The following is a 20,030-nucleotide window of genomic DNA, read 5'->3' as shown; positions in this document are numbered from 1 at the left end:
TAATAATTCTGTCAGGATCGCGAAAATTCACCACTCGCGCCTCGCACGCGCTCCGTCCCCACCACCGTCGCAGTCGAATCGAGATAGAGTCGAACTGCATCGCCACTGTGACGTAATACGACCTCGTATTCGTTGGGATCAGACGCCGTTTGTTCGGACGTCCAGCGCCCCTCGTAGACGTATTGGTGAAACTCCCAGAGACCTCGTGCCGCCACATCGACGCCACGATCCCAGTGAAACGCAATCGACGCCGGATGGTAGACAACACTGTAGGTCAACGGACTGTTATACTCCCGGAGACACTCCTCACAGGAACTGGTCACCACGAGCGAATCAGCATCGGGTAATGGAGTTTCGGGCACCGAAACCACCTCGGCGGACAAACGCGCCCCGCACTCTGGACACATCTCCCGCCGTATCTGCCTAGCATCCTCCGCACTGCGCAACTTGACACTCTGCACGAACGACTCGCCGTCTCGCGTCCTGACCTGTGCGGGGGTGATCGGCTGTCCCGTCACCTGTTGCTCACAGGCCGTACAGTCGATACGGAGGAATTGATGCGAGAGTTTTGCTTCCAGCGCTTCCTCGCCGCAGAAGACGCACACGCCATCGACCGTTTCAGGCCCGAATGACTCCGGTTGCTTGTAATTCCCCGACAGTATGAATCGAACGATACGCTCACCAGCGTGTGACAACGAGTAGCCGTCGTTGCTTTTCCGCAGATAGGTCTCGGTGAGTTCTCCGAGGTGATATGACAGCTTCGACGTGTTCTCCACATCGACGAGATCGTAGATCTCGGAAAACCCGAGTTCGGCAGCCCCTGAGCCGACTTGTGCGCGCTCGTACTGCGCAACAGCAAGAGCACGAAGAATATCGACCCGTGTGTCGTCAGCGAGGAGACGAAAAATGTCCGTCGCCAAACGGTTCTCTGTCATCGTCGTTCGTATTTACTCTTAGTTCAGCGCTGATATTGAAACCTATACATCGGGACGACGGCGGTGATCCGGACGATCCGGAACTTGGTGTCATTGTTCTCCGCGCCACGGGTTGGAACGGCCTCGCCGTGGGCAGCCGCCCCCGGCGCCGGGAAGTGGTAGGCCTGGCCCCTCGATCCGGCTGACGACGACCCACGGAACCTGCCGGATGAGGACCTCGACGCTGTGGACGGCTTCGGTCCAGTCGGTCATCGGTCCTGGTATGGACTGACGTGCGATTCTCCTGGAGTGTTTCGGCGGGCAGGCACCTCCGAGCCAGAATCAGTAGAATCGGTGACTACGTGTCGCACTCATCGATACTCCTCGACGTCGATGACTTGTTTTGTTTCGTCGTGGGTGAGGTCGCCATCCGCCGAGACAACTGGTGCGTCGAGTTCTCGACCGACAGCAGCCACGAGCGCATCAACGCCGTCGAGATACGGCCTCTCCGGCCCGATTTCGTCGGCGATCCGGGCCGCTTCCACCGACAGGGGTTCGGTAATATCGTAGACTTCACCCCAAGGCAACGCCTCGATTGCCTGATCGAGATTGCCAGATGGAAGGTTTCCGACACCGACGAGTGCTTCCGCGTGGGCGGGCGTGGGCATCACCCACAGCTCCTCGTCGCCACCATTCGATTTGTAGTACTTTTCTGTGGAGGGATGGCCGCTCAATAGTCAGCGTTGAAGAACCCAGCAATGGGCCTACAGTATATCGGCGTCGGGTTTGTAGTTACTTTGGGTTTTGCTTTCATCTAGCAGGGACGATATGATGAGCCGCCTGACTCCACGTCGAAGGAGACCACCAGCTGCAGGTTGTGAGATATCCAGAGCAGCGGCGACCTCGCCGAGAGTTGCGTTCCGTGGTTCTTCGAAATACCCTGTTTCGAGTGCGACGAGAAGTGCTTCCCTTTGGCTATCGGTCAATCCAGCGTCTGTATTTCCTAAACTCGCGTATTCATTCACACGCTGTAGTTCGATTTCAATATCATTCTGTTGGGCGTAGTCCCAGATATACCGCAGGTCTTCTCGTTCGGTCATCCAGATTCTGAACAGCCAAGAGCTTCCATCGTTTTCCTTATCGAGGATAACACCATTCGCGGCCGAAATCACCGGTGAGAGAAGTATCCCTTCGCCACTGTATTCGACGCAATATATCGCCTCCTGATCTCTGGTTTCGATGATCCGTTCGAATTCAGCGATGGTATTATCGTTCCGTAGTCCGTCTTCGAACCGATTGAAGTCAGATGATTCGATGTAATAATAGAAGGTTCTAGACGTTGGGTCAGTTCCCGCCTCCGACACCGACATTACTTTCGAACTTTGGTCGTGCGCGACTGACTCCGTGCACACTATATCGGGATGTTCGACCTGAATAACGGCCTCAATATCGGTCATTGGGTATAGAATGGTATCTTACTGTCACAACCTCGGAGGATGGGTTTTGATGTGTGGCTTCTATTCAAATCAGAAACAATAGATTAAATCGCGCTACGCGTTCACTCAACCAGCTCGTGCGATAGTAGCGACATCTACTATCAGTCCCCACGCCTCAGACAACTGTAGTACTACCTACATCGCCTCCGACTTAGAGCGTTATTCTGGGATCAATTCGAACGAATAACGAGTCAGGCATATGTTAAACGTGTAGTATCATGTGCTTTTTCGCCCCATCCGTCTGAACTCCAAGAATTCGATATATGAGATTAAATACAATTCATGTCAAATTTTTCGGAACAGAAGATGGTTACGGTGCTTCTGATTCTCCCTCTTCGGTAACCGCTTGGTCTGTGTCCCCTTCATCCGATTCATCCGGACGGGGGCGGATGGGTTCGATCCGTGGTCCGTGGACCGTCTGGTCGACTTCCCCTTCGATTCCGAATACGTCTGCGAGAAGCTCTTCCGTCACGACCGCTTCCGGGGAGCCACGTGCACGGACCTCGCCGTCTTTCAGCGCGACCATTTCGTCGGCGATCCGAGCTGCTTGCTGAATGTCGTGGAGCACGATGACGACGGTGATGTCGCTCTCGTCGCGTAACGTCTCGATGATCTCCATTACTTCGAGCTGATGCCGGAGGTCGAGAAACGTCGTCGGTTCGTCGAGGAGCAAGACATCGGTGTCCTGTGCGAGCGCCATCGCGATCCACGCCAGCTGCTTCTGACCACCGCTCAGTTGGCCGACCTCGCGATCCCGGAGGTGCTCACAGCCGGCGAGTTCGATCGCCCGATCGACCGCTCGCTCGTCTTCGTCCGAGACGCGGTCGAAGAAGCCACGGTGTGGATACCGACCGTGATGGACGAGGTCTTCGACGGTGATACTGTCCGGTGCTGTACTCTCTTGAGACAGTAACCCAAGCTGTCGGGCCAGTTCTTTCGTCCCGTACGACTGGATGTCGCGCCCTTTGAGAAGCACCGTGCCTTCTCTCTCCCCGAGTTTGTCTGCGATCCCTTTCAAGAACGTGCTCTTTCCCGACCCGTTCGGGCCGACGAGTGCGGTCACGGCCCCCGATCGGGCCGTCATCGCCTCGCCGTCAATCACCGGCTCGTCGCTACTGGGGTACGAGAGCACCAACTCCTCAGCCACCAGGGGACTCTCGCCTCCACTCTCTCTGTCGACCCCCAGCAACGGATCTCCGATCTCCGGTGTGTCAGTATCGTCCGCGTGAGGCTCGGTGTGTGTCTGTTTCGACATCAGATCTCACCCAAGTTCTGTTTCTTCCGCATCAGGTAGAGGAAGTACGGCCCGCCGATGAGGCCGGTAATGATACCGACCGGGATCTGATTTGGACTCACGAGCAGGCGAGCAACTGTGTCTGCAACGACGATGAGCGCCGGCCCGACGAACAAACAGCCGAGCGTGAGACGTTTGTAATCGCTCCCGACGATGTTGCGGACCATGTGGGGAACGATTAGACCGACGAACCCGATGAGTCCCGCGGCCGCAACGCTCGCCGCAGCGGCGACGACCGCGATTACTGAGAGTGCGAACCGCATCGTCTCGACTGGCATCCCGAGCGATTCGGCAGTATCCTCTCCCAGCAGGAGTACGTTTAGCTGTCGAGAGGCGACGAGCGCGAGACCCATCGAGACGACGGTCCATGGGAGGATCATCCGCACCTGCTCCCAATCGATCCCGGTCAAGGAGCCAGTCATCCAGGCCATCGCGCTGAGAGCGACGTCGATGTCCTCGATCATGAAAAACATTCCCTGCTGAAAGGAGCCGGCCACGGTTCCGACGATGACGCCCGCGAGGACGAGCCGAACCGGCGACGTGCCGTTCTTCCAGGAGATTACGTAGACGATAATGAAGGCGACGATACCACCGATGGAGGCGAATAGCGGGATCAGCGGCGTCAGTCCGGTGAAGAAGATGAGCGTGATCATGATTGCCAGTCCAGCCCCGGAGGAGACGCCGAGGATGTACGGACTCGCCAGTTCGTTTCGCGTGACTGCCTGAAAGATCCCGCCGGAGACGGCGAGGTTCATCCCGACGAGGAACGCGACGAGGACGCGCGGGATGCGGATCGTCCAGACGATAAAGGCCTCCTGTGACAGCTCTGGGACTGCCCCCCCGAGGAGGAACGCCTCCCACGTCTTTGGATTGAACAGTATCGCGGGAGCGAACACAAGTCGCCAGGCCTCCAGGACGGACATCCCGTAGGCACCGAGACTGATCTGGACGAGGCCGGCGGCGACGGTCAACGCGAAGCTGGCGCCGATGAGCGTGAGCAGCGACCGATCGATCCAGTCGAACATCCGGGGATCGAACCACCTCGAGTCGGACGTAGATTGTTCGTGCGTCGCCATCGTTACGCGGTGCCCGTGATGATCTCTGCGAGGCGCTCTCGGTCGAACAGCTGTTCGTCGGTCGGCGTCTCACCGATTCCGTGCCACTCTCCGAACGTCTCGGGGTAGAGCTGTTTCGCGAGCATTTCCGTCTGGAAGAGGTTGATTATCGGCCCCTGGGTCCCCGTTCCACCGGCGTATAGATTACCTTCCTTGACGGCGGTTATCCCCTTCGTGACGGGGTCGGACTTGATCACCTCGAGCGTCGCGCCGTAGAGGTTGCCGTAGTTCATCCGGTCCTCGTCGCCGTATTTGAACCGGACCCCCTCGGAGAAGATGATGACTTCGGGGTCGATAGCGGCGAGCTTCTCGGAGTCGATCTGGAGATTCCCGTGACGAGAGAGGGTCCCGCCTTCGTACTCACCCGCGAAGGCGTCTTCCACCCCGATCTCACGGTACTGTTTCCGGGCGTACGTCGGGAGGTCGTGGTCCGGCGTTGGCTGGCTCACGGCGTAGAATCCCGCGTCTTCCGGGTTTCGCATGGCACTCATGTGGGCGACGTTGCGCTTCTCGTCGGGCACGTCGGAGAGGATGCGATCGATCGCGTTCTCGTAGAACTCGTTGAGCTCCGCCGCCTTCTCGCGCTCGCCGAACAGCTCCCGTACTTCTCGACGAATTCGGGAATCGTATAGTACGGATAGGACTCCTCGTCCGGATAGTTCGGCCATCCAGTCCCTCGTTTGTCGCGGCTGTCGTTTCCAAAGAACGGAGCGACCCGATCTTCGAGGGTACTGATATCTTGGTGGCTGAGACCGTGCGAAGCGATCAGTGTGTTGGGGTCGATCGCGAACAGGTCTGCGTCAAGCCCGAAGAGATACTCCCGCTTGAGATCGCGGCTCCTCGTTTGGATCGCTGGCATCCCCACGAGATCCCGAACTGGAACGCCGGGGAGTTCCTCGTAGAACCTCGTGAACCAGAACGCGCCGTTCGCACGTCGCATGGCTTTGATCTTGTCGCCGTGGCCCAGGGCGGTGAGGACGTCCGCGACGAACCCCCAGCCACCGATAACGAACTCCGGTGGTTCGTCGAGCGTCAGTTCGCCGACGGGCTCCATCGCCGCTGTGTAGCGGTTCTCGGTAGTGGTTTCGGTACCGTCCGAGTCGTCGCCGGGAGTGCTCGTCGCCGTGTCCGTCGGCGTCTCCGTTTCCGTTTCTGCTTGCCCTCCGGCACCTTCGGTTCCACTACAGCCCGCGAGCAAGACGGTTCCCGCGAGTGCACTGCTTCCTTTCATCAGGATGTCTCGACGCGACTGACGAGAGTGATCTTGGCCACTCATACGTTTTAGGCTAGCCTAAAAGTTTATAACTGCTATGGTTTAGGTCGACTTAAACTACTTGTCAGCGGTTTTACCGAGGATGTGTGGCCGACTCGGTGTTCTCTGCCAGCAGCGTTGCGGTGGAAACCAGATCACCGACCACGAATTCGACGATGCTGTCTCGCATCCGCTGGATCGCCCCCTCGAAACCGAGGACCACCTCGCAGAAGGCCGCCCCCTGGATGGCGTTGTAGATCGTCTCCGCCACCTGGGAGGGATCGACGGAGCGAAAGACACCGGTCTCGACACCGTCAGAGATGATATCCGCCGCCGTCTCGATGTTGCGCTGATAGTGCTTGGCCAGCTTCTCCCTGAGCCGGTCGTCGCGGAGTGCCTGCAGACGAAGTTCGAACAACGCGACCGCGAACCCGTGATGGTGGTCGGCCCTGAGCGTGAATTGGTCGAGATATTCGAGGAGGCGTTCCGGTGGCTCCTCTGCTTCCGTGCGCGCCAGTTGTGATTCCTTGTGCCCGATGAGGTCGTCCACGAAGGCGAGAATGAGGTCTTCGCGGGTATCGTAATGGTAGTGCAGCAGCGACCGGCTCTTGTCGAACTCGTCAGCGATATCCTGCATCGAGAGATCCGCATACCCGTGCTTGGACAGTGCTTTGAACGTCGCCTCCATGATGGCGTCCTTGGACTCGGGCTGGTTATCACCGGACTGGTCGCGAGCACCCATACTAACATAGCTGTTAGTCAACGACTTATATTTGTCGTTCGACTGGCCCTAGACCGGCAATCACGCGAGAATAGACCAACTCTTTTTTATATATGCTGTCAGCACTGTTAGTCTAATGTCAAAGCCTGGAATGCCGGATTCGGAGGCGGACGGGCTCTCGAACGTCCGAGATCGGGACACTCGTCCCTTCTGGAAACTGTTCACGACCTACGGTCAGGCGGAACTTCCGAAATTCGTCGTCGGAACGATCGCGAGCGTCCTCCGGATGGTGATGGAACTGATACCGACCGTCGTGTTGGCGGTCGCGATCGATTCACTGTTTTTCGACACCACGCCGTTCGCTCTCCCACTGGTCCCCACGCGGTGGCTCCCAGAGAGCACTGGCGAACAGTTCCTGCTGGTGCTGGGTATCATGGCTGTCGTCTACGCTCTCAACTCGGCGCTCGGCTGGCTCAACAGCTACATGTGGAACAGCTTCGCCCAGCACGTCCAGCACTCGCTTCGCGTCGATACGTACGAGGCGGTACAAGGTCGTCCGGTGACGTTCTTCGACGAGCATCAGACTGGTGACATTATGAGTATTCTAAACAACGACGTCAATCAGCTCGAGGAATTTCTCACGACGCACCTCAATAATCTCGTTGTGATCGTCGTTCGTGTGGGAGGAATGGGCGTGATTATGTTGTTGATCAATTGGAAGCTCGCGCTCATCCCCGTACTGACCATCCCACTCCTTGGCTTTCTTAGTCACTGGTTCGTCCAGTCGATCGGTCCGAAATACCGCAGGGTCAGGAAGAGTGTCGGGAAACTCAACAGCCGTCTCGAAAATAATGTCAGTGGTATCACTACAGTCAAAGCCTTCGCCAGGGAACCGTTCGAACGAAACCGGGTCACCGAGGCGTCGGCTGAATATCTCGATACACAGTGGAACGCGATCACGACACGAATTCTCTACTTCCCGACGATGCAGCTGATGACGGCGGCCGGGTACATCTCGGTGTTCGGCATCGGCGGGTGGTGGGTCGTCACAGGCTCACCGCCCATGGCCTTCTACGAAGGGACGACACTCACTGCCGGTACACTGGTGCTCTTTCTCAATTACTCACAGAGATTCATCTATCCGATGCGTCGCATGGGCCAGATCATCAACGGCTATCAGTACGCACAGGCCGCTGGCGAACGTATATTCGGCCTCATGGACGCCGATTCCGGCTCAGAGACCACGGACGGATCGTCGGCCAGCGACGACATCGAGGGTGACATTGACTACGAAAACGTCAGCTTCAGTTACGGGAATGACTCCAAGCAAGATACCGAGCGAGTTCTCGAGGATGTCTCGTTCGATGTCGAACCGGGCGAGTACGTCGGCGTCGTCGGACGGACAGGTGCGGGGAAGTCGACGCTCCTGAAACTCCTGCTGCGCTTCTACGACCCGGACAGCGGCACGGTCCGTGTCGATGGACGTGACGTTCAGGATATCTCCCTTGGTTCGTTGCGAAAGTCCATCGGATACGTCTCTCAAGAACCGTATATTTTCTACGGAACTGTGGCCGAGAACATCGGGTACGGTCGGCCAGAAGCCGATAAGGACGACATCCGTGCAGCGGCATCGGCAGCCGGTGCCGACTCGTTCGTTCGAGATCTTGAGGACGGCTACGACACGATGGTCGGCGAACGCGGGGTTAAGTTATCCGGCGGTCAGCGCCAGCGAATCGCCATCGCACGTGCGCTCCTCCACGATCACGATATCTTGATTCTTGATGAAGCAACGAGCCACGTGGACAACGAGACTGAAGCGGCAATTCAGCAGAATCTCACACTCCACACGGAAGGCAAGACTACGTTCGCTGTTGCGCATCAACTGTCGACGGTCCGCAATGCCGACCGTATCCTCGTACTGGACGAAGGTGAACTCGTTGAACAGGGTACCCACGAAGAACTTCTGGACGCAGATGGTCTCTACTCGACACTCTGGCAGATCCAACTCGGGAATCTACAACCGAAAGACGATGCATTCACTGGCACAAATGCCGAGGTTCATTCACCATGAGCAGTGAACATCTGGGAAATCCCGAGGAGTGTGATTGAGACACTACTGCTCGAATTGATCCGCCATGGAGAACGTTTTAATCTCGGACCAAGCCAGCAGAAAGACGGACGCGTACAAAACTGGTATCGAAATCGTAGAAACATTGCGCAAGGGAGCGTCACTTCAGACCTCACTAAGCGAAGTTACACTACTCACGGATGAGCTAGTAGACCGATATCCAGACTGGCACCCAGCACCAGATTCGTTCCAGGGGGTGCTCCGGCTGTTCATATACCGGGAAATAACGGGCGACAGTTACCGAACCCTCGAAACGTACCAGGAACTCGCTGAACCATTCGGGCTAGACCACGTTCCCGACGAGGCCGTACTCTCTCGCGCTTGGCGGAACCGATTCGACGACGGGGTTCGGGAGTACGTGACCGTCGCTGCTCACTACGTGGTCAAAGAAATCCACGACTACGGTCCCTCAGTCACCGCAGTGCGCCCGAAAGAGGAGGTTACCGACACAACCCCGGAGTCGGCCGACGACGATGAGCAGGACGAGTCTGTGGGCGCTGAGTTTTCAGACGAGCAAATTCACCGGACGACACGCCTCGCACGGGAGCACGGTTTCGGCGGATTTGACTCCGGTCGAGCGCAGAATGCCTCCTACGAGGATACGCAGTTCTTCGAACTCCAGGCGTTCATGGGGATGGTCCGCTGTGGCACCGCTCAGGGTGCCGCACGGTTTCAGTATCGTCGTGGCGAGGAATATGGCCCGCATGGGGACACGCATCTGCGGGCAGTCAAGCAATTCGAGTCGGAAGCGCTTATCGAGGGGTTCGATCAGGCCAGCGACCGATTGCTCTCGGCTATTGCCTCGGAGACATCGTTGCGGCGGCCGGTGACTGCGGCAATCGACATCACGACAATCCCGTACTACGGCGACGTAGAAGGGATGTCGATGGTCAGTGGGACGAAGGAGGAAGAAGAGCGGGCATTCAAATTCGCGACACTCTCGATTGTCGGCGCGAACATCCCGCTCGTGCTCGCTGTGGAGCCGGTTCGGGAAAGCTCAGCGTGGGACAGGAATCCGCCAAATCAGGTTCATCGTGTCGTCCGGCGACTCGTTCAACGAGCGAAAGAACACGTCCCTGTGGAGACAGTGCTGTGTGATCGTGAGTTCGATTCCAAGAACGTCTACCAGACGCTCTCGAATCTCGGAGTTAACTATCTCATCCCGAAGCGGATCAACAGCACTGAGCGCGAGGTCATCGAAACGATGGATGCCGATGGGCAAGGAGTGGCGGTTGAATCGGCGTCCGTTCACGTCGAATCGGGCAGTCACTCGATGCAGTTCCTGTACGTCCCGTCGACGAGTGTTGAGGGAACGACTGTCTTCGCCACGAACCTCCGCGTCGGCCCAGAGGAAGCCGAGTCGTTCTGTCGGCGGTACAGCCGTCGCTGGCAGATCGAAAACGAGTACAAGAGTATCAAGAGCGACTTCCTTGCAAAGACCTCCTCGAAGGATTACAGAATGAGGCTGTTCTACTTCGTGTTCGCGGTTTTGCTCTACAACATCTGGCGGCTGACCGATTTCCTGTTGAAAGCGAGTGTTAAGGGCGAGATGGACTACACACCCGTGCTGACCGCGGGTGAGAGTGTCGAGATCGTCGCCTCGGCATTGATACCACCTGACTGAGCAACAAGTCCTCACTGGGTCCGCCGATTGGGAGTGGCAACGCTCTGGAAGAGCGCCAAAATCCGCACAACATTGGTCTTTAGTTAGGCCTCACACCTCGGTTGCGTAGCGGTAGCGAGCGTCTCTTGTAAGATCGGTCGTTGCTGATGGATCTTCTGGGCATCTTCGATCAGTCGCTCCAGCAGTGGCGGTGGTGAGTAGCCGAGAAACTCACCGAGTTCATGGAGGATAACCTGGGCGTGCGACCGGAAGGTCGCCGCCCAGCGTTCCGGCGGAAACACGATCTCGTCGTCGGCTTGCTCGGTAACCAGATCCAACAGATCACGGCTCACTAACAGCGACAGCAACGCCGCGTACAGCAGAATTTCCACGATATACGTCTTGCTTGTGTCGAACTCATCCAGTTCATATTGCGTCTTCAGCTCACGAAACAGCAGTTCTACCTCCCACCGACAGCGATAGATCGTCGCTAGATCTGCCGGCAGAAACTCCTCTCTCGGGAGATTCGTAATGTAGAGATGGTAGTCGTCGGCGTCCTCGTCACGGACGCCGACGACACGGAATGTCTTGCTATCGTATGATTGCGTGCCCGCGTACTCGCGTCGCTGAAACGTCGCTTCGACCTCGACATCAATGTACTCGCGGTAGAGATCGTCTACGACATTCTGGATCTTCTCCTTCCAAGGGAATGGCGTCGCCACGCCATTCCCGCAATTCCGCCGTTATCTCCGGGTTTGCGTTCGGTTTCAGCCGACTCACGAAGTAGCCGTCGTTCTCGTCAATCAGCGCAAAGCGGCGGTACTTGAAGTATGCCTGATCGAACAGCACCAACCGGTCTTCCAGCCACGATCCTGTGGAAAACTCGGTGCTGTCGTGTGTTTTCTCGTCAGTGACGCTGAACCGATTAATTGTCTGGTCGGTGACGTTGTGGAGCAGGTGGAGCCGCGCTCCACCCTGCTCCCCTCGCCGTGGTTCGAACTCATCTGAGAGAAGCCGATGCAACCGCAGCACGGTTCCATCGGCGATCATCACGTCTTTGAATCGGTCGATATCGATGTCAACAGCGTCAGGAACAGCGACCTCGTCGATGCCGTGCTCGACGAGGTCGCGGAGGTACTCCGCAAAAGCTGGCGTCAACCGCTGATGGAATCCGCCGGGAGAGAGCGTCTCATCGGCAGTGGCGTTGTAGCTACGCCGGAAGCCAGCAAGTGTTCGGCTCTCGCCTGCGGCGAAGCCGAACACGAATGACCACACGAGGGCGGGCATCTGCGCCTTTCTGTTTCGTTCGACTACGCCGAGTTCCTCGGCGTGCTCTTCGAGGAACTCGGAGGGAAACAGTGTAGTGAGCCGACGCATGATTCTCGATGAGGAGGCTTTGGTGTGCACAGCCGTTGCCTCCTCATTCCTCTCGAAAAGAAGCCTCGATAAGCCGTCGCTGTCACGCGGTTTCTCGACTAACTAAAGACGGATGCCACGCGGCCGAGGTACTACTTGATGGGGCTGATCCACGTCAGTACACCGTTGACGTCGTCGATGGCCTGGATCTGTTCCCAGCACACGTCGCGCTGGAGGATGTCCAGTCGGGTCTCAAAGAGGCCACCATGGGCACAACGCGATTGAAAGAAAATCTGGTCGACGAGGTCCTCGATTCAGACTACGAGTACATCATCATCGACTGTCCAGCGAACCGAGGGAAACTCAACGATAATGCGATGTACGCAACCGGGAACATCATCATTCCGCTTCGGCCAGAAAACGGCTACGAGAGCGGATTGACGAACACGATTCAGCGGCTCGTAATGGAGGCACGAGAGTACTTCGACCTGAATATTCTGGCTGTTACACCAACAGATCTCTCGGACCGTATCGACCAGGATACTCGGGACCGACGTCTCCTGCGCGAGCTGACTACACGCGATGCAGTCGCTCGTCATGTTCCGAACTATGCGTATCTCTCTGAGGATGACTGGGATGCTGTTGACAGCGGCGACTATGACGGTGCTCTCCCAGGAATCCGACATCGAGGAGCAATCGATAATGCGAACGATGCAGGACTCCCGCTGCGTGACCACGACTCGACGTGTGATCAACTGACGTGTTATGATGAACTCGCTCAGATCGTGGAGGCTGGGGAGGTGCAGCGCTGATGGCCTTCGACGACCTCAACGATGCTCTGGATGAGCAGGATAACGACGATACTGATTCAAGCTCTGACTCTACCCAGAGCGACACAACCGAGACAACTACCTCGACAGCAACGAGCACCGAGACAGAGCCATCAGGTGGCCCAGCGTTCAGCTTTGACGATACAAAGCAAGATGCGATATACGCTCGACCGTCCTCTCTCGATGAGTTGGGCGATGCACTGGCGGAACTGGATCTAGAGCTCCGAAACCGGGGCTTGAGAGATGTCCCAAAGCGGGAGAAACACGACGCCCTCGCGCGGTTAGCTGGAAATCATATTGAGGAGCTTGCTGACCTGATCGAGGGGGAGCGATAACATATCGCGATATATAGTTTATCAAACCGGAAACTGTCGACTGAGGGCTTGTATTGTGTACTTTCAGGCGTATTCAGGCTATTCTATTTGCACTGCACATTAGAGCGATAATGTGCTGTGTTTTCAACCGAGTCATCGCCCTCGGTGAGGTACGAAAGCTCCGACGGTTTCAGGACACGGTTACCCTGTGTGAAGTCGCTGGGACAGGTGGATTCACGAACCGGCAGTTCGGCTCGCGTCCGTCAAGGTGAGGAGTCCCTGGCCGCATCACGTCACCTCTGTCCCGCTGCCGCTACCTGATTATCCATCGCGACGAGGAGTCGTCCTTCCGATTCGAAGACGTTGATCGTTTCCGAAGGGGACTGTTTCGTGACGGCCAACTCCCCAGTTTCAGCGTCGAATCCGGACAGTTTCCCCGAGACTGCCACTGGCGCTTGCAGTTGGTGTGTCAATCCGACCGGCAGGCTGTCGTCCGCCGTTTGACCGCTCTGAGCACTGGGTGTATGACAGAGTAGACTTACCAAGCCGTTTGAAGCCGGCTACTCGTGTCCCTCGGTGATAGTTACCCGTTCGTCGGCGACCTCGGCGACGATCGTCCGTTCGGGGGTATCACCGACACGCACAGTAGCAGTCGAACTGGGGCCACCGTCGAGCGTCACAGTGATCGTGTATCGACCAGCAGGAAGCAGATTCACCGAGCATCCGTCCTGGCCGGGCGCAAGTCGGTACGTCTTCTCGTGGCGGACACGCCCATCGTCGAGGATAGCGACCCGGATCTCGTGGGTCGTCGCTGCACTCTCGTTGCGGATATAGAGGTCCTCACGACAGTGTCGCCAGGCTGTCATCCCGAACACAGGACGGCCGCTCGAAACGTGGATGGAGGGCACACTCAGCATACTTGAACTACCGAGTGGACGGGTATTGTATCCAGCTATCGATTCAATCGTGATTTGAGTCAGCCAATATCTTGGCCTACCGGCAGACGACTAAGTAACCGACACCCACCCCGTTCGTTGGTCGATGATACGGTTACCGAGAGCGATCCTGCCGTCCGATCAACTCCGCCGGACCACCCTCGAATCTGCTTCCGCCCGGCAGCTCGACAGTCTGGCCACGCGCAAGATACGAGCCGACACGGACGACGAAAGTGGTCGATAACCAGATGGCTCAGTTCCGCCGGCCCCTCCAGTCGGCCCCGCTAGCATATTTGGCCAGATCGCACAGTCAGCCTGTCCATTTAGCTGATAGAGCTAGGTGGAATATTTAGTAAGTATAGCTATACTTAACAGCTGTTTTTCATACCCAGATAGAAAATCGGTTCGAATATCAGCATAGCTAGTCGGCTCGAATATACAAGATAGTGTGTCTTTTTAACTATATCTTTGACTGCTCCCCTTGACTATTATTTATGTCTAATCCGAACAGTTATTTATTATAGCTATTTAGTATAGCTGTGTTTGATCGCTACTTGGGAAAGTCTCGTAATAGTGGTCAGCAGAAAGTCTTCGCCCCTCACACGGCGGGACTCGCCTCAGTCCCAGTCGTAGCCCCACTCTCGAAGTTCTTCGGCGACCAGATCCGGATTGTCCATCGCCACGACGATCGCTGCTTCGAGGGCATCGGTTTTATAAACGTCTTCGCCGAGCGCGTCTTCGAGCGTTCGCACGAACGACGACTCTCGGTCCTCGATGTGGGGTCTGAGAAAGATCGGGCGCTGCTTCCTGTCGGCTTTGACCGACGAGCGACGGAACTTGTACGGGATCTCGGGAGTTTCGGCGTCAGAATCGGAGTCCGAAACTTCCGACTCAGGTGAGTGATCGGGGGTCGACGACTGTGGTTCCGAGCTTGACTCGGTCGTGCCCGTCTCGGCAAACGGGTCGTCGCCCGATCCCGACTTCATGCTGTTGCCTCCTGTTCCCGCGGCGATCGCAGCCGGCGTGCCAGGGTCTCGAACTGCTCCAGCGTTTCTAACTCGTAGTCACGTTCGCGAGAACGGTGCGTGTTCACGTATTCGAACGCGGAACACTGCTTGCGCCAACAGCCTTCGAGAAGTGAGGTCCGCTCCCGGAAGACGACGGGAACGTCGTAGTCCTGTGACCGGAGGTCGTCGAGGACCTCCTCCTGGTCGTTAGTGCCTTTGAACCGGTTCGGGACGGCAGCGAGGACGCCGACGTTGATGTCGAGTGTCGTCTCCAGTCCGCCGACGAGGTCGGCCAGGCCGGTCACCGACTGCTGACCTTTCCCGCTCGGTTCGAAGGGGATCACGAGGTTTCGCGTCGCGTGGATCGCGTTGTACAGTTTCACGTCCGCAGTCGCCGGTGGGTCGATGACGACGGTGTCGTACTCGGCTGGAACACCTGCAGATTTCAACACCCGGAGCAACTGGACGTTAGGGTTCCAGTTCTCGCCGAAATCAGCGGCTTCCTCCTCTCTCCGCCGAAGGTGTTTCGAGAGGACTTCAAGGGAGTTGTGGGCGGGAACGATATCGACGCCTTCAGACTCTTGAACGAGGTCGCCGAACTCGCCGCGCGGGCGTTCGACGAGGTGTCTGACGAGACTATCGGCCTCCGAATCCGTCCGGTTGTCCGCCACGTCGAAGAGGTATGAGAGACTCCTCCTGTGGGTCCATGTCGATCGCGAGGACATCGTGTCCGGCCCTGGCATCGGCGACCGCAAGGTTCCCCGCCAGTGTTGTCTTTCCGACACCACCGGCCTCACTGTAGACTGTGTACGTGAGCATACGAGCCCAATCGGAAGTCGGCGACTTAAAGATAAGTCAGACAATATAGCTATGTCGTATAGCTGATTTTAGAGTTGGACGCGTATGGTATATCTCATACCGCTATATCGACTCCAGCGCACCCTGCCCAGCGGGGTCCAAGTCTCAGCGGTGGCCGCCTCCCACAGTCTGGTGTTAGATTATCTTCAAGTTCTCGGCAGCCGTCCGTCCACGTATGCGGCCCCGAAACAAGTGGTTCAAACCCGAACAGTTGCGTCGGTACTACTTCGTCTACGAGGCGGGAGCCCTGTTGGTGGTGCTGTGCGTGATCGGCGTCCTCGCGGGTACCGGTATCCTCACGCAGTTGGCAGACTGGGTAGTCCTGGTCGGGGGCGCGGGACTCCTGATCGCGTTCGGCTACGTGACGTGGTGGATTCCCGCCTTCTACCGGACGACGGGGTATCGGTTCACCGACGACGAGATCGAATACCGACGGGGCGTCTTCTTTCGGCAGAAGACCACCGTCCCCTACAACCGGATCACGAACGTCGGGACCTCACAGGGGCCGATTCAGCGTCTCGTCAGCGCGGGATCGGTCGGTATACACACCGCGGGGTACGGTGGACAGATGGGTGCCGAACTGACGATCAGCGGTGTCAGTGACTACGAAGCGATCAAAGAACAGATCCTCGACCGTGTGCGAGAACGCCCGGCGAAAGCAACGGAGAGCGAGGACGAACCGGCAATCGTCGGGACCACGACCAGTACCGACGAGGTCGTCTCGGAACTCCGCCGGATCCGTGAACTGCTCGAACAGCACCGGACGATGTGAGCCAGCATCGTCCCGCAGAGCGGCCGCGCTGACACGCCGGTCCGACCGAGCAGGGCGAACCGCTCGAAGCGACGATCACTGTCACCAACACCGCTGCTGTCGACGGGCGGTTCCTGGCCGCGCTCTACTGGCCGACGGAACTCATCGCCGACGACGACGAGTCCACCATCGTCGAGCGGCGGGTGGCCGGAGGAGCGCAGACGACTGCGACGGTCACAATCGATACGGAGTACACGGCGACCGAAGCCGGTCCGATGCCACTGTGCATCGACGGTCACGTGACGACCACACGGGAGCTCTCGGTTACCGGCGCGTCGACGCCGACCTGAGGGCGGCGACTTGAATCCCCCACACCGGTGGCGCAGGAAGCTGGTGAGGTGTGGCGTCGTACACTGGAGTATGGTAGTTCCGAACGCGACTCCGTACGAACCGAAGGCAGGAATGGGCGTCATCGGGATGGTGATGCTAGTCCCGATACTGCTGCTGTTGCTGCCGCTGGCGCCGCTGTATCCGGTTCTTGCCTACCGGTGGCGACAGTCGGACCGGCCGGCCTGACCGGCGCTCAACTCGCGAGAAACGCCACGGTCAACAACACCGCGTTGTAGCCGCCGTGGGCACCGATCGGAACGAGCAAGTTCCCCGTCCGCTCGTAGATCGTCCCGAAGATGGCACCGCCGACAGTAACGATGACGACGCCGCTGAGCGCACCGACGATCGACCCGGTGTAGTTGAGCAAGTGAATCGACCCGAAGATGACACTCGCACCCCCGACAGCACCGACCGGGCCGAACGATTTGCGGAGTCGGCCCTGGATGGCACCCCGAAAGAGCAGTTCCTCCGCAGGCGCGACGAGGACGATAGAGAGGCCCGCCAGTGCGAGCGCGACCCACGGCGCCGTGGTGATCGGGTCGTCGAAGACACTCCCGGACGGGCCGATCCCGAGGACGGTGACAACGACGCTCAGGCCCGTGGCGGCGATCAGCGCGGCAACGAGACCACCGACGAGATAACCGGTGTCGCGTCTGCTCGGGCGCCGAACGGTCACCCCACCGTACCGCCCGACATACGAGAGCCCGACGACGAGAAAGGCGAGTTGGCCCACCGCGGCGAGCAAGAGAAACACCGTGGGGCTCTGTACGTCGGCCCCGAACAGGAGCAACGGGACGGTGAACACGATACCGACCACGATGCTCGCGCCCAGCCCCACCACCAGCAGTCCGAGCGCGACCAGAACCGCCCTCAGCCGACCGCTCCCCGCATCGCTGTCGGCCCGCGGACCGGACAGCGTATCTGTCGTTTCGCACACAGACCGAGCTACGCGCACCGCCGTAAAAACAGTACTGTCCGGACGACTTCCACCGTGACTATCCAGTAAACGATCGGAACGTTATTGTTCTGAATATGGTAATTTTCACGAAGGTAACGAATGGCTCCCCAAGATCGTTCAGAGAGGTACAGAGCTCCTCTAAACGCTATTTTCTCAGTCTCGACCGGCTGAGAATACGTGTCAGTGAATATTTATATTGGTTGGTTGAGAACAGAGGGGCATGTCAACCGATCCGTCGTGGTCCCGTCGTATCGCTATCGTTCTCGTCGGTGCACTCCTCTTGCTCTCCGTCGGTTCGGGAGTCGTCGCCGGGCAGTCCTTCGAGGGCGCGTCCGACACGATCGTCGTCGGGGAGGGCGAGACCTACGACAGCGTCTCCGGCTTCGCGGGGACGATCATCGTCCGCGGAACCGTCACCGGCGATATCTCCGGTGCGGCGGGAACGATCCTCGTGACCGACGGCGGCACCGTCGGCGGCGACATCAGTGCCGCCGCTGGAACCGTCCGGATCGACGGGACGGTCGGCGGGAACGTCAACGTCGCCAGCGGGACGGTGGAGATCGGCGAGTCCGCACAGATCGGGGGCAACGTCGAGGCCGGTGCGAACTATCTCATCGTCGACGGGCAGATCGACGGCGACGTTCGCGCGGGCGCGGAGACGATAACAGTCGGCCCGTCGGCGGTAGTCGGTGGTGAGTTCCGCTACGACGCGGAGACGTTCAACCGCGACCCGGACGCGACGATCCAGGGGGCGGTCGTCAGGGACCGCTCGATCGGCCAGTCCGCCGGACCGGAGTTCGGGACGCTCGATATCCCGTCCTGGCTCGGCGTCGTCTACGGTCTCGTGGCGAACCTCCTGCTCGGTGTGGTGTTGCTCGCCGTCTTCCCGCAGTTCTCCGCCGGTGTGGCAGACCGAGTCTCGAACCGGCCGGTCTGGACCGGCGGGGTCGGGTTCCTCGTCCTCGTCGCCGTCCCCATCGCCTTGCTCGTCCTGGCGATAACGATCGTCGGGCTTCCGCTATCGGTCGTCGGCGCGATCGCCTTCGGGATCGCGGTCTGGGTCAGCGTCGTCTACGGCCAGTTCGCCGTCGGTTGGTGGGCGCTCGGGTTAGCAGACACCGAGAACCGGTGGCTCGCGCTGGTCGTCGGGCTGGTCGGGTTCGCCGTCCTCGGTGCCGTCCCCGTGATCGGCGGCCTCTTCGAGTTGCTTGCCTTCCTGCTCGGGATGGGGGCGCTGGTGCTGGGACTCCGGGACGCCTACGCCGCGCGCGGTCAGGAGGAGTCCCCTGGGGGCCGACAGACGACACTCGACGAATCGACCGGCGAGGGCTCACCCGCCTGAGTGTGTGAACGATCACTCGTCGGCCGGTGGCGTCGTGCCGAGTCGCCCCTCGACGAACGCCGCGACATCGGCCGCGAACTGCTCGACCTCGTCCCAGTCCGTGTACTCGTAATCCTGTGCGGTGTCGGTGTCGCCTGTCGCGTCCGCCGCGATGCGTTTCATCAGTAACCGCTTCAGGAAGCCGTACTCCGAATAGCGGAGGGCACCGCCGAACAGCCCCACTCGGTCGGGATGCCAGCCGGTCCCGTCGGTGAACTCCGTGACGTACCGTGCGGCCTCGGCCCGGTGCTGTTCGTCGTCGACCGCCGAGGTGAGCGACACCTGGAAGAACGCCGTGGGGAGCGACCGAAGCCTGTCGCGGTTGGCTTCGACGAACGACCTGATCGCCCCGGCGTGCTTGCCGACGTGGATCGAGGACCCGACCAGCGCCGCGTCGACGCCGTCGAGCACTGTGGCCGGGTCGGCGTCGGTGATGTCGGTGACCACCGCCTCGTGGCCCCGGTCCCTGAGCGCGGTCCCGATCCGCGTCGCGACTTTCGCTGTCTGTCCTTCGCCGGTCCCGTAGACGATCGCGAACGTTACCATGCCGTTTTCAGTTGTCGCGCCGACACGATAACGCTTGGCCGAACACATCGATAGGGGTGTGTGGTCCGCGCCGGCGCCGGTCAGGAGATACGAACAGGTTCCGGACCGAGAGCCGGGCGCTGACCGGCCCGCAACGGCGTCCCGTCACGCTAATCTTTATATCTGATAGGTGAGAAGTACA

At 58.8% G+C, this 20,030-nt stretch carries 20 protein-coding genes and 2 pseudogenes; 8 read left to right on the top strand and 14 right to left on the bottom strand.

Annotated elements, in window-relative coordinates; all coding sequences use genetic code 11:
- Positions 1 to 11: 11 nt before the first annotated feature.
- The 8 genes from P1L40_RS18905 to P1L40_RS18870 form a co-directional block, all read right to left on the bottom strand.
- Complete coding sequence (locus tag P1L40_RS18905; RefSeq protein WP_284011341.1) at positions 12 to 935, bottom strand: ArsR/SmtB family transcription factor; 924 nt, start codon at positions 933 to 935, stop codon at positions 12 to 14.
- 350 nt (positions 936 to 1,285) lie between these two features.
- Positions 1,286 to 1,648 (bottom strand): PIN domain-containing protein, encoded by a 363-nt coding sequence (locus tag P1L40_RS18900; protein WP_284011363.1) that lies wholly within the window; start codon positions 1,646 to 1,648, stop codon positions 1,286 to 1,288.
- A gap of 30 nt (positions 1,649 to 1,678) precedes the next feature.
- Positions 1,679 to 2,371 (bottom strand): helix-turn-helix domain-containing protein, encoded by a 693-nt coding sequence (locus P1L40_RS18895; RefSeq protein ID WP_284011362.1) that lies wholly within the window; start codon positions 2,369 to 2,371, stop codon positions 1,679 to 1,681.
- A gap of 349 nt (positions 2,372 to 2,720) precedes the next feature.
- On the bottom strand, positions 2,721 to 3,665 hold the full coding sequence (locus P1L40_RS18890) for an ABC transporter ATP-binding protein (protein WP_284011361.1): 945 nt from the start codon (positions 3,663 to 3,665) through the stop codon (positions 2,721 to 2,723).
- Positions 3,665 to 4,780 (bottom strand): FecCD family ABC transporter permease, encoded by a 1,116-nt coding sequence (locus tag P1L40_RS18885; RefSeq protein WP_284011336.1) that lies wholly within the window; start codon positions 4,778 to 4,780, stop codon positions 3,665 to 3,667. The genes P1L40_RS18890 and P1L40_RS18885 overlap by 1 nt, the downstream gene beginning before the upstream one ends.
- Positions 4,781 to 4,782: 2 nt before the next feature.
- Positions 4,783 to 5,361 (bottom strand): substrate-binding domain-containing protein, encoded by a 579-nt coding sequence (locus P1L40_RS18880; RefSeq protein ID WP_284011545.1) that lies wholly within the window; start codon positions 5,359 to 5,361, stop codon positions 4,783 to 4,785.
- Entirely contained in the window at positions 5,307 to 6,095 is a 789-nt protein-coding gene (locus P1L40_RS18875) for a hypothetical protein (protein WP_284011557.1), read from the bottom strand. Before P1L40_RS18875 ends, P1L40_RS18880 begins: the two co-directional genes overlap by 55 nt.
- Before the next feature lie 70 nt (positions 6,096 to 6,165).
- Positions 6,166 to 6,813 (bottom strand): TetR/AcrR family transcriptional regulator, encoded by a 648-nt coding sequence (locus tag P1L40_RS18870; RefSeq protein WP_284011360.1) that lies wholly within the window; start codon positions 6,811 to 6,813, stop codon positions 6,166 to 6,168.
- A 115-nt stretch (positions 6,814 to 6,928) separates the two neighbouring features.
- Between P1L40_RS18870 and P1L40_RS18865 the strand changes: the two genes are divergently transcribed.
- Both P1L40_RS18865 and P1L40_RS18860 read left to right on the top strand, forming a co-directional pair.
- Positions 6,929 to 8,863: an ABC transporter ATP-binding protein gene (locus tag P1L40_RS18865; protein WP_336402196.1), complete on the top strand. Its 1,935-nt coding sequence runs from the start codon at positions 6,929 to 6,931 to the stop codon at positions 8,861 to 8,863.
- A gap of 64 nt (positions 8,864 to 8,927) precedes the next feature.
- Positions 8,928 to 10,544: a transposase gene (locus P1L40_RS18860; RefSeq protein WP_284011333.1), complete on the top strand. Its 1,617-nt coding sequence runs from the start codon at positions 8,928 to 8,930 to the stop codon at positions 10,542 to 10,544.
- Between the two features lie 83 nt (positions 10,545 to 10,627).
- Here the strand turns inward: P1L40_RS18860 and P1L40_RS18855 are convergent.
- A pseudogene (locus tag P1L40_RS18855) lies at positions 10,628 to 11,900 on the bottom strand (IS4 family transposase).
- 8 nt (positions 11,901 to 11,908) lie between these two features.
- Here P1L40_RS18855 and P1L40_RS18850 point away from each other — a divergent pair.
- Positions 11,909 to 12,691, top strand: coding sequence for a ParA family protein (locus P1L40_RS18850; RefSeq protein ID WP_336402195.1), 783 nt, complete (start codon positions 11,909 to 11,911; stop codon positions 12,689 to 12,691).
- Positions 12,691 to 13,044 (top strand): DUF7970 domain-containing protein, encoded by a 354-nt coding sequence (locus P1L40_RS18845; protein ID WP_284011332.1) that lies wholly within the window; start codon positions 12,691 to 12,693, stop codon positions 13,042 to 13,044. Before P1L40_RS18850 ends, P1L40_RS18845 begins: the two co-directional genes overlap by 1 nt.
- A 539-nt stretch (positions 13,045 to 13,583) precedes the next feature.
- On the opposite strand, the gene P1L40_RS18840 is transcribed toward P1L40_RS18845, so the two are convergent.
- The 3 genes and pseudogenes from P1L40_RS18840 to P1L40_RS18830 all read right to left on the bottom strand — a co-directional run bounded on the left by P1L40_RS18840 (position 13,584) and on the right by P1L40_RS18830 (position 15,784).
- Positions 13,584 to 13,889 carry an Ig-like domain-containing protein gene (locus tag P1L40_RS18840; protein WP_284011331.1) on the bottom strand — a complete coding sequence of 102 codons (306 nt, stop codon included), beginning with the start codon at positions 13,887 to 13,889 and terminating at the stop codon, positions 13,584 to 13,586.
- 686 nt (positions 13,890 to 14,575) lie between these two features.
- On the bottom strand, positions 14,576 to 14,944 hold the full coding sequence (locus P1L40_RS18835) for a DUF7970 domain-containing protein (protein WP_284011330.1): 369 nt from the start codon (positions 14,942 to 14,944) through the stop codon (positions 14,576 to 14,578).
- Positions 14,941 to 15,784: pseudogene (locus tag P1L40_RS18830) on the bottom strand (ParA family protein). Before P1L40_RS18830 ends, P1L40_RS18835 begins: the two are co-directional and overlap by 4 nt.
- A gap of 214 nt (positions 15,785 to 15,998) precedes the next feature.
- On the opposite strand from P1L40_RS18830, the gene P1L40_RS18825 reads away from it, so the two are divergent.
- The 3 genes from P1L40_RS18825 (at position 15,999) to P1L40_RS18815 (ending at position 17,150) form a co-directional block, all read left to right on the top strand.
- A complete protein-coding gene (locus P1L40_RS18825; RefSeq protein WP_284011328.1) occupies positions 15,999 to 16,595 on the top strand; it encodes a PH domain-containing protein in 597 nt (198 codons plus the stop codon).
- Between the two features lie 182 nt (positions 16,596 to 16,777).
- Entirely contained in the window at positions 16,778 to 16,924 is a 147-nt protein-coding gene (locus P1L40_RS18820) for a hypothetical protein (protein WP_284011327.1), read from the top strand.
- Positions 16,925 to 16,994: 70 nt separating this feature from the next.
- Positions 16,995 to 17,150 carry a hypothetical protein gene (locus P1L40_RS18815; protein ID WP_284011326.1) on the top strand — a complete coding sequence of 52 codons (156 nt, stop codon included), beginning with the start codon at positions 16,995 to 16,997 and terminating at the stop codon, positions 17,148 to 17,150.
- A gap of 7 nt (positions 17,151 to 17,157) precedes the next feature.
- Here the strand turns inward: P1L40_RS18815 and P1L40_RS18810 are convergent, their stop codons facing one another.
- Complete coding sequence (locus P1L40_RS18810; RefSeq protein WP_284011325.1) at positions 17,158 to 17,901, bottom strand: CPBP family intramembrane glutamic endopeptidase; 744 nt, start codon at positions 17,899 to 17,901, stop codon at positions 17,158 to 17,160.
- 241 nt (positions 17,902 to 18,142) lie between these two features.
- Between P1L40_RS18810 and P1L40_RS18805 the strand changes: the two genes are divergently transcribed.
- Entirely contained in the window at positions 18,143 to 19,264 is a 1,122-nt protein-coding gene (locus tag P1L40_RS18805; protein ID WP_284011324.1) for a bactofilin family protein, read from the top strand.
- 12 nt (positions 19,265 to 19,276) lie between these two features.
- Here the strand turns inward: P1L40_RS18805 and P1L40_RS18800 are convergent, their stop codons facing one another.
- Positions 19,277 to 19,849, bottom strand: a complete 573-nt coding sequence (locus P1L40_RS18800; RefSeq protein ID WP_284011323.1) for a flavodoxin domain-containing protein — start codon at positions 19,847 to 19,849, stop codon at positions 19,277 to 19,279.
- Positions 19,850 to 20,030: the final 181 nt, after the last annotated feature.

The sequence above is a fragment of the Haloarcula pelagica genome (genome assembly GCF_030127105.1).
In the GTDB taxonomy this organism is placed as follows: Archaea; Halobacteriota; Halobacteria; order Halobacteriales; family Haloarculaceae; genus Haloarcula; species Haloarcula pelagica.
The sequence above is the reverse complement of the archived record's forward strand: the minus strand, read 5'-3'. Positions and strand labels throughout refer to the sequence as shown.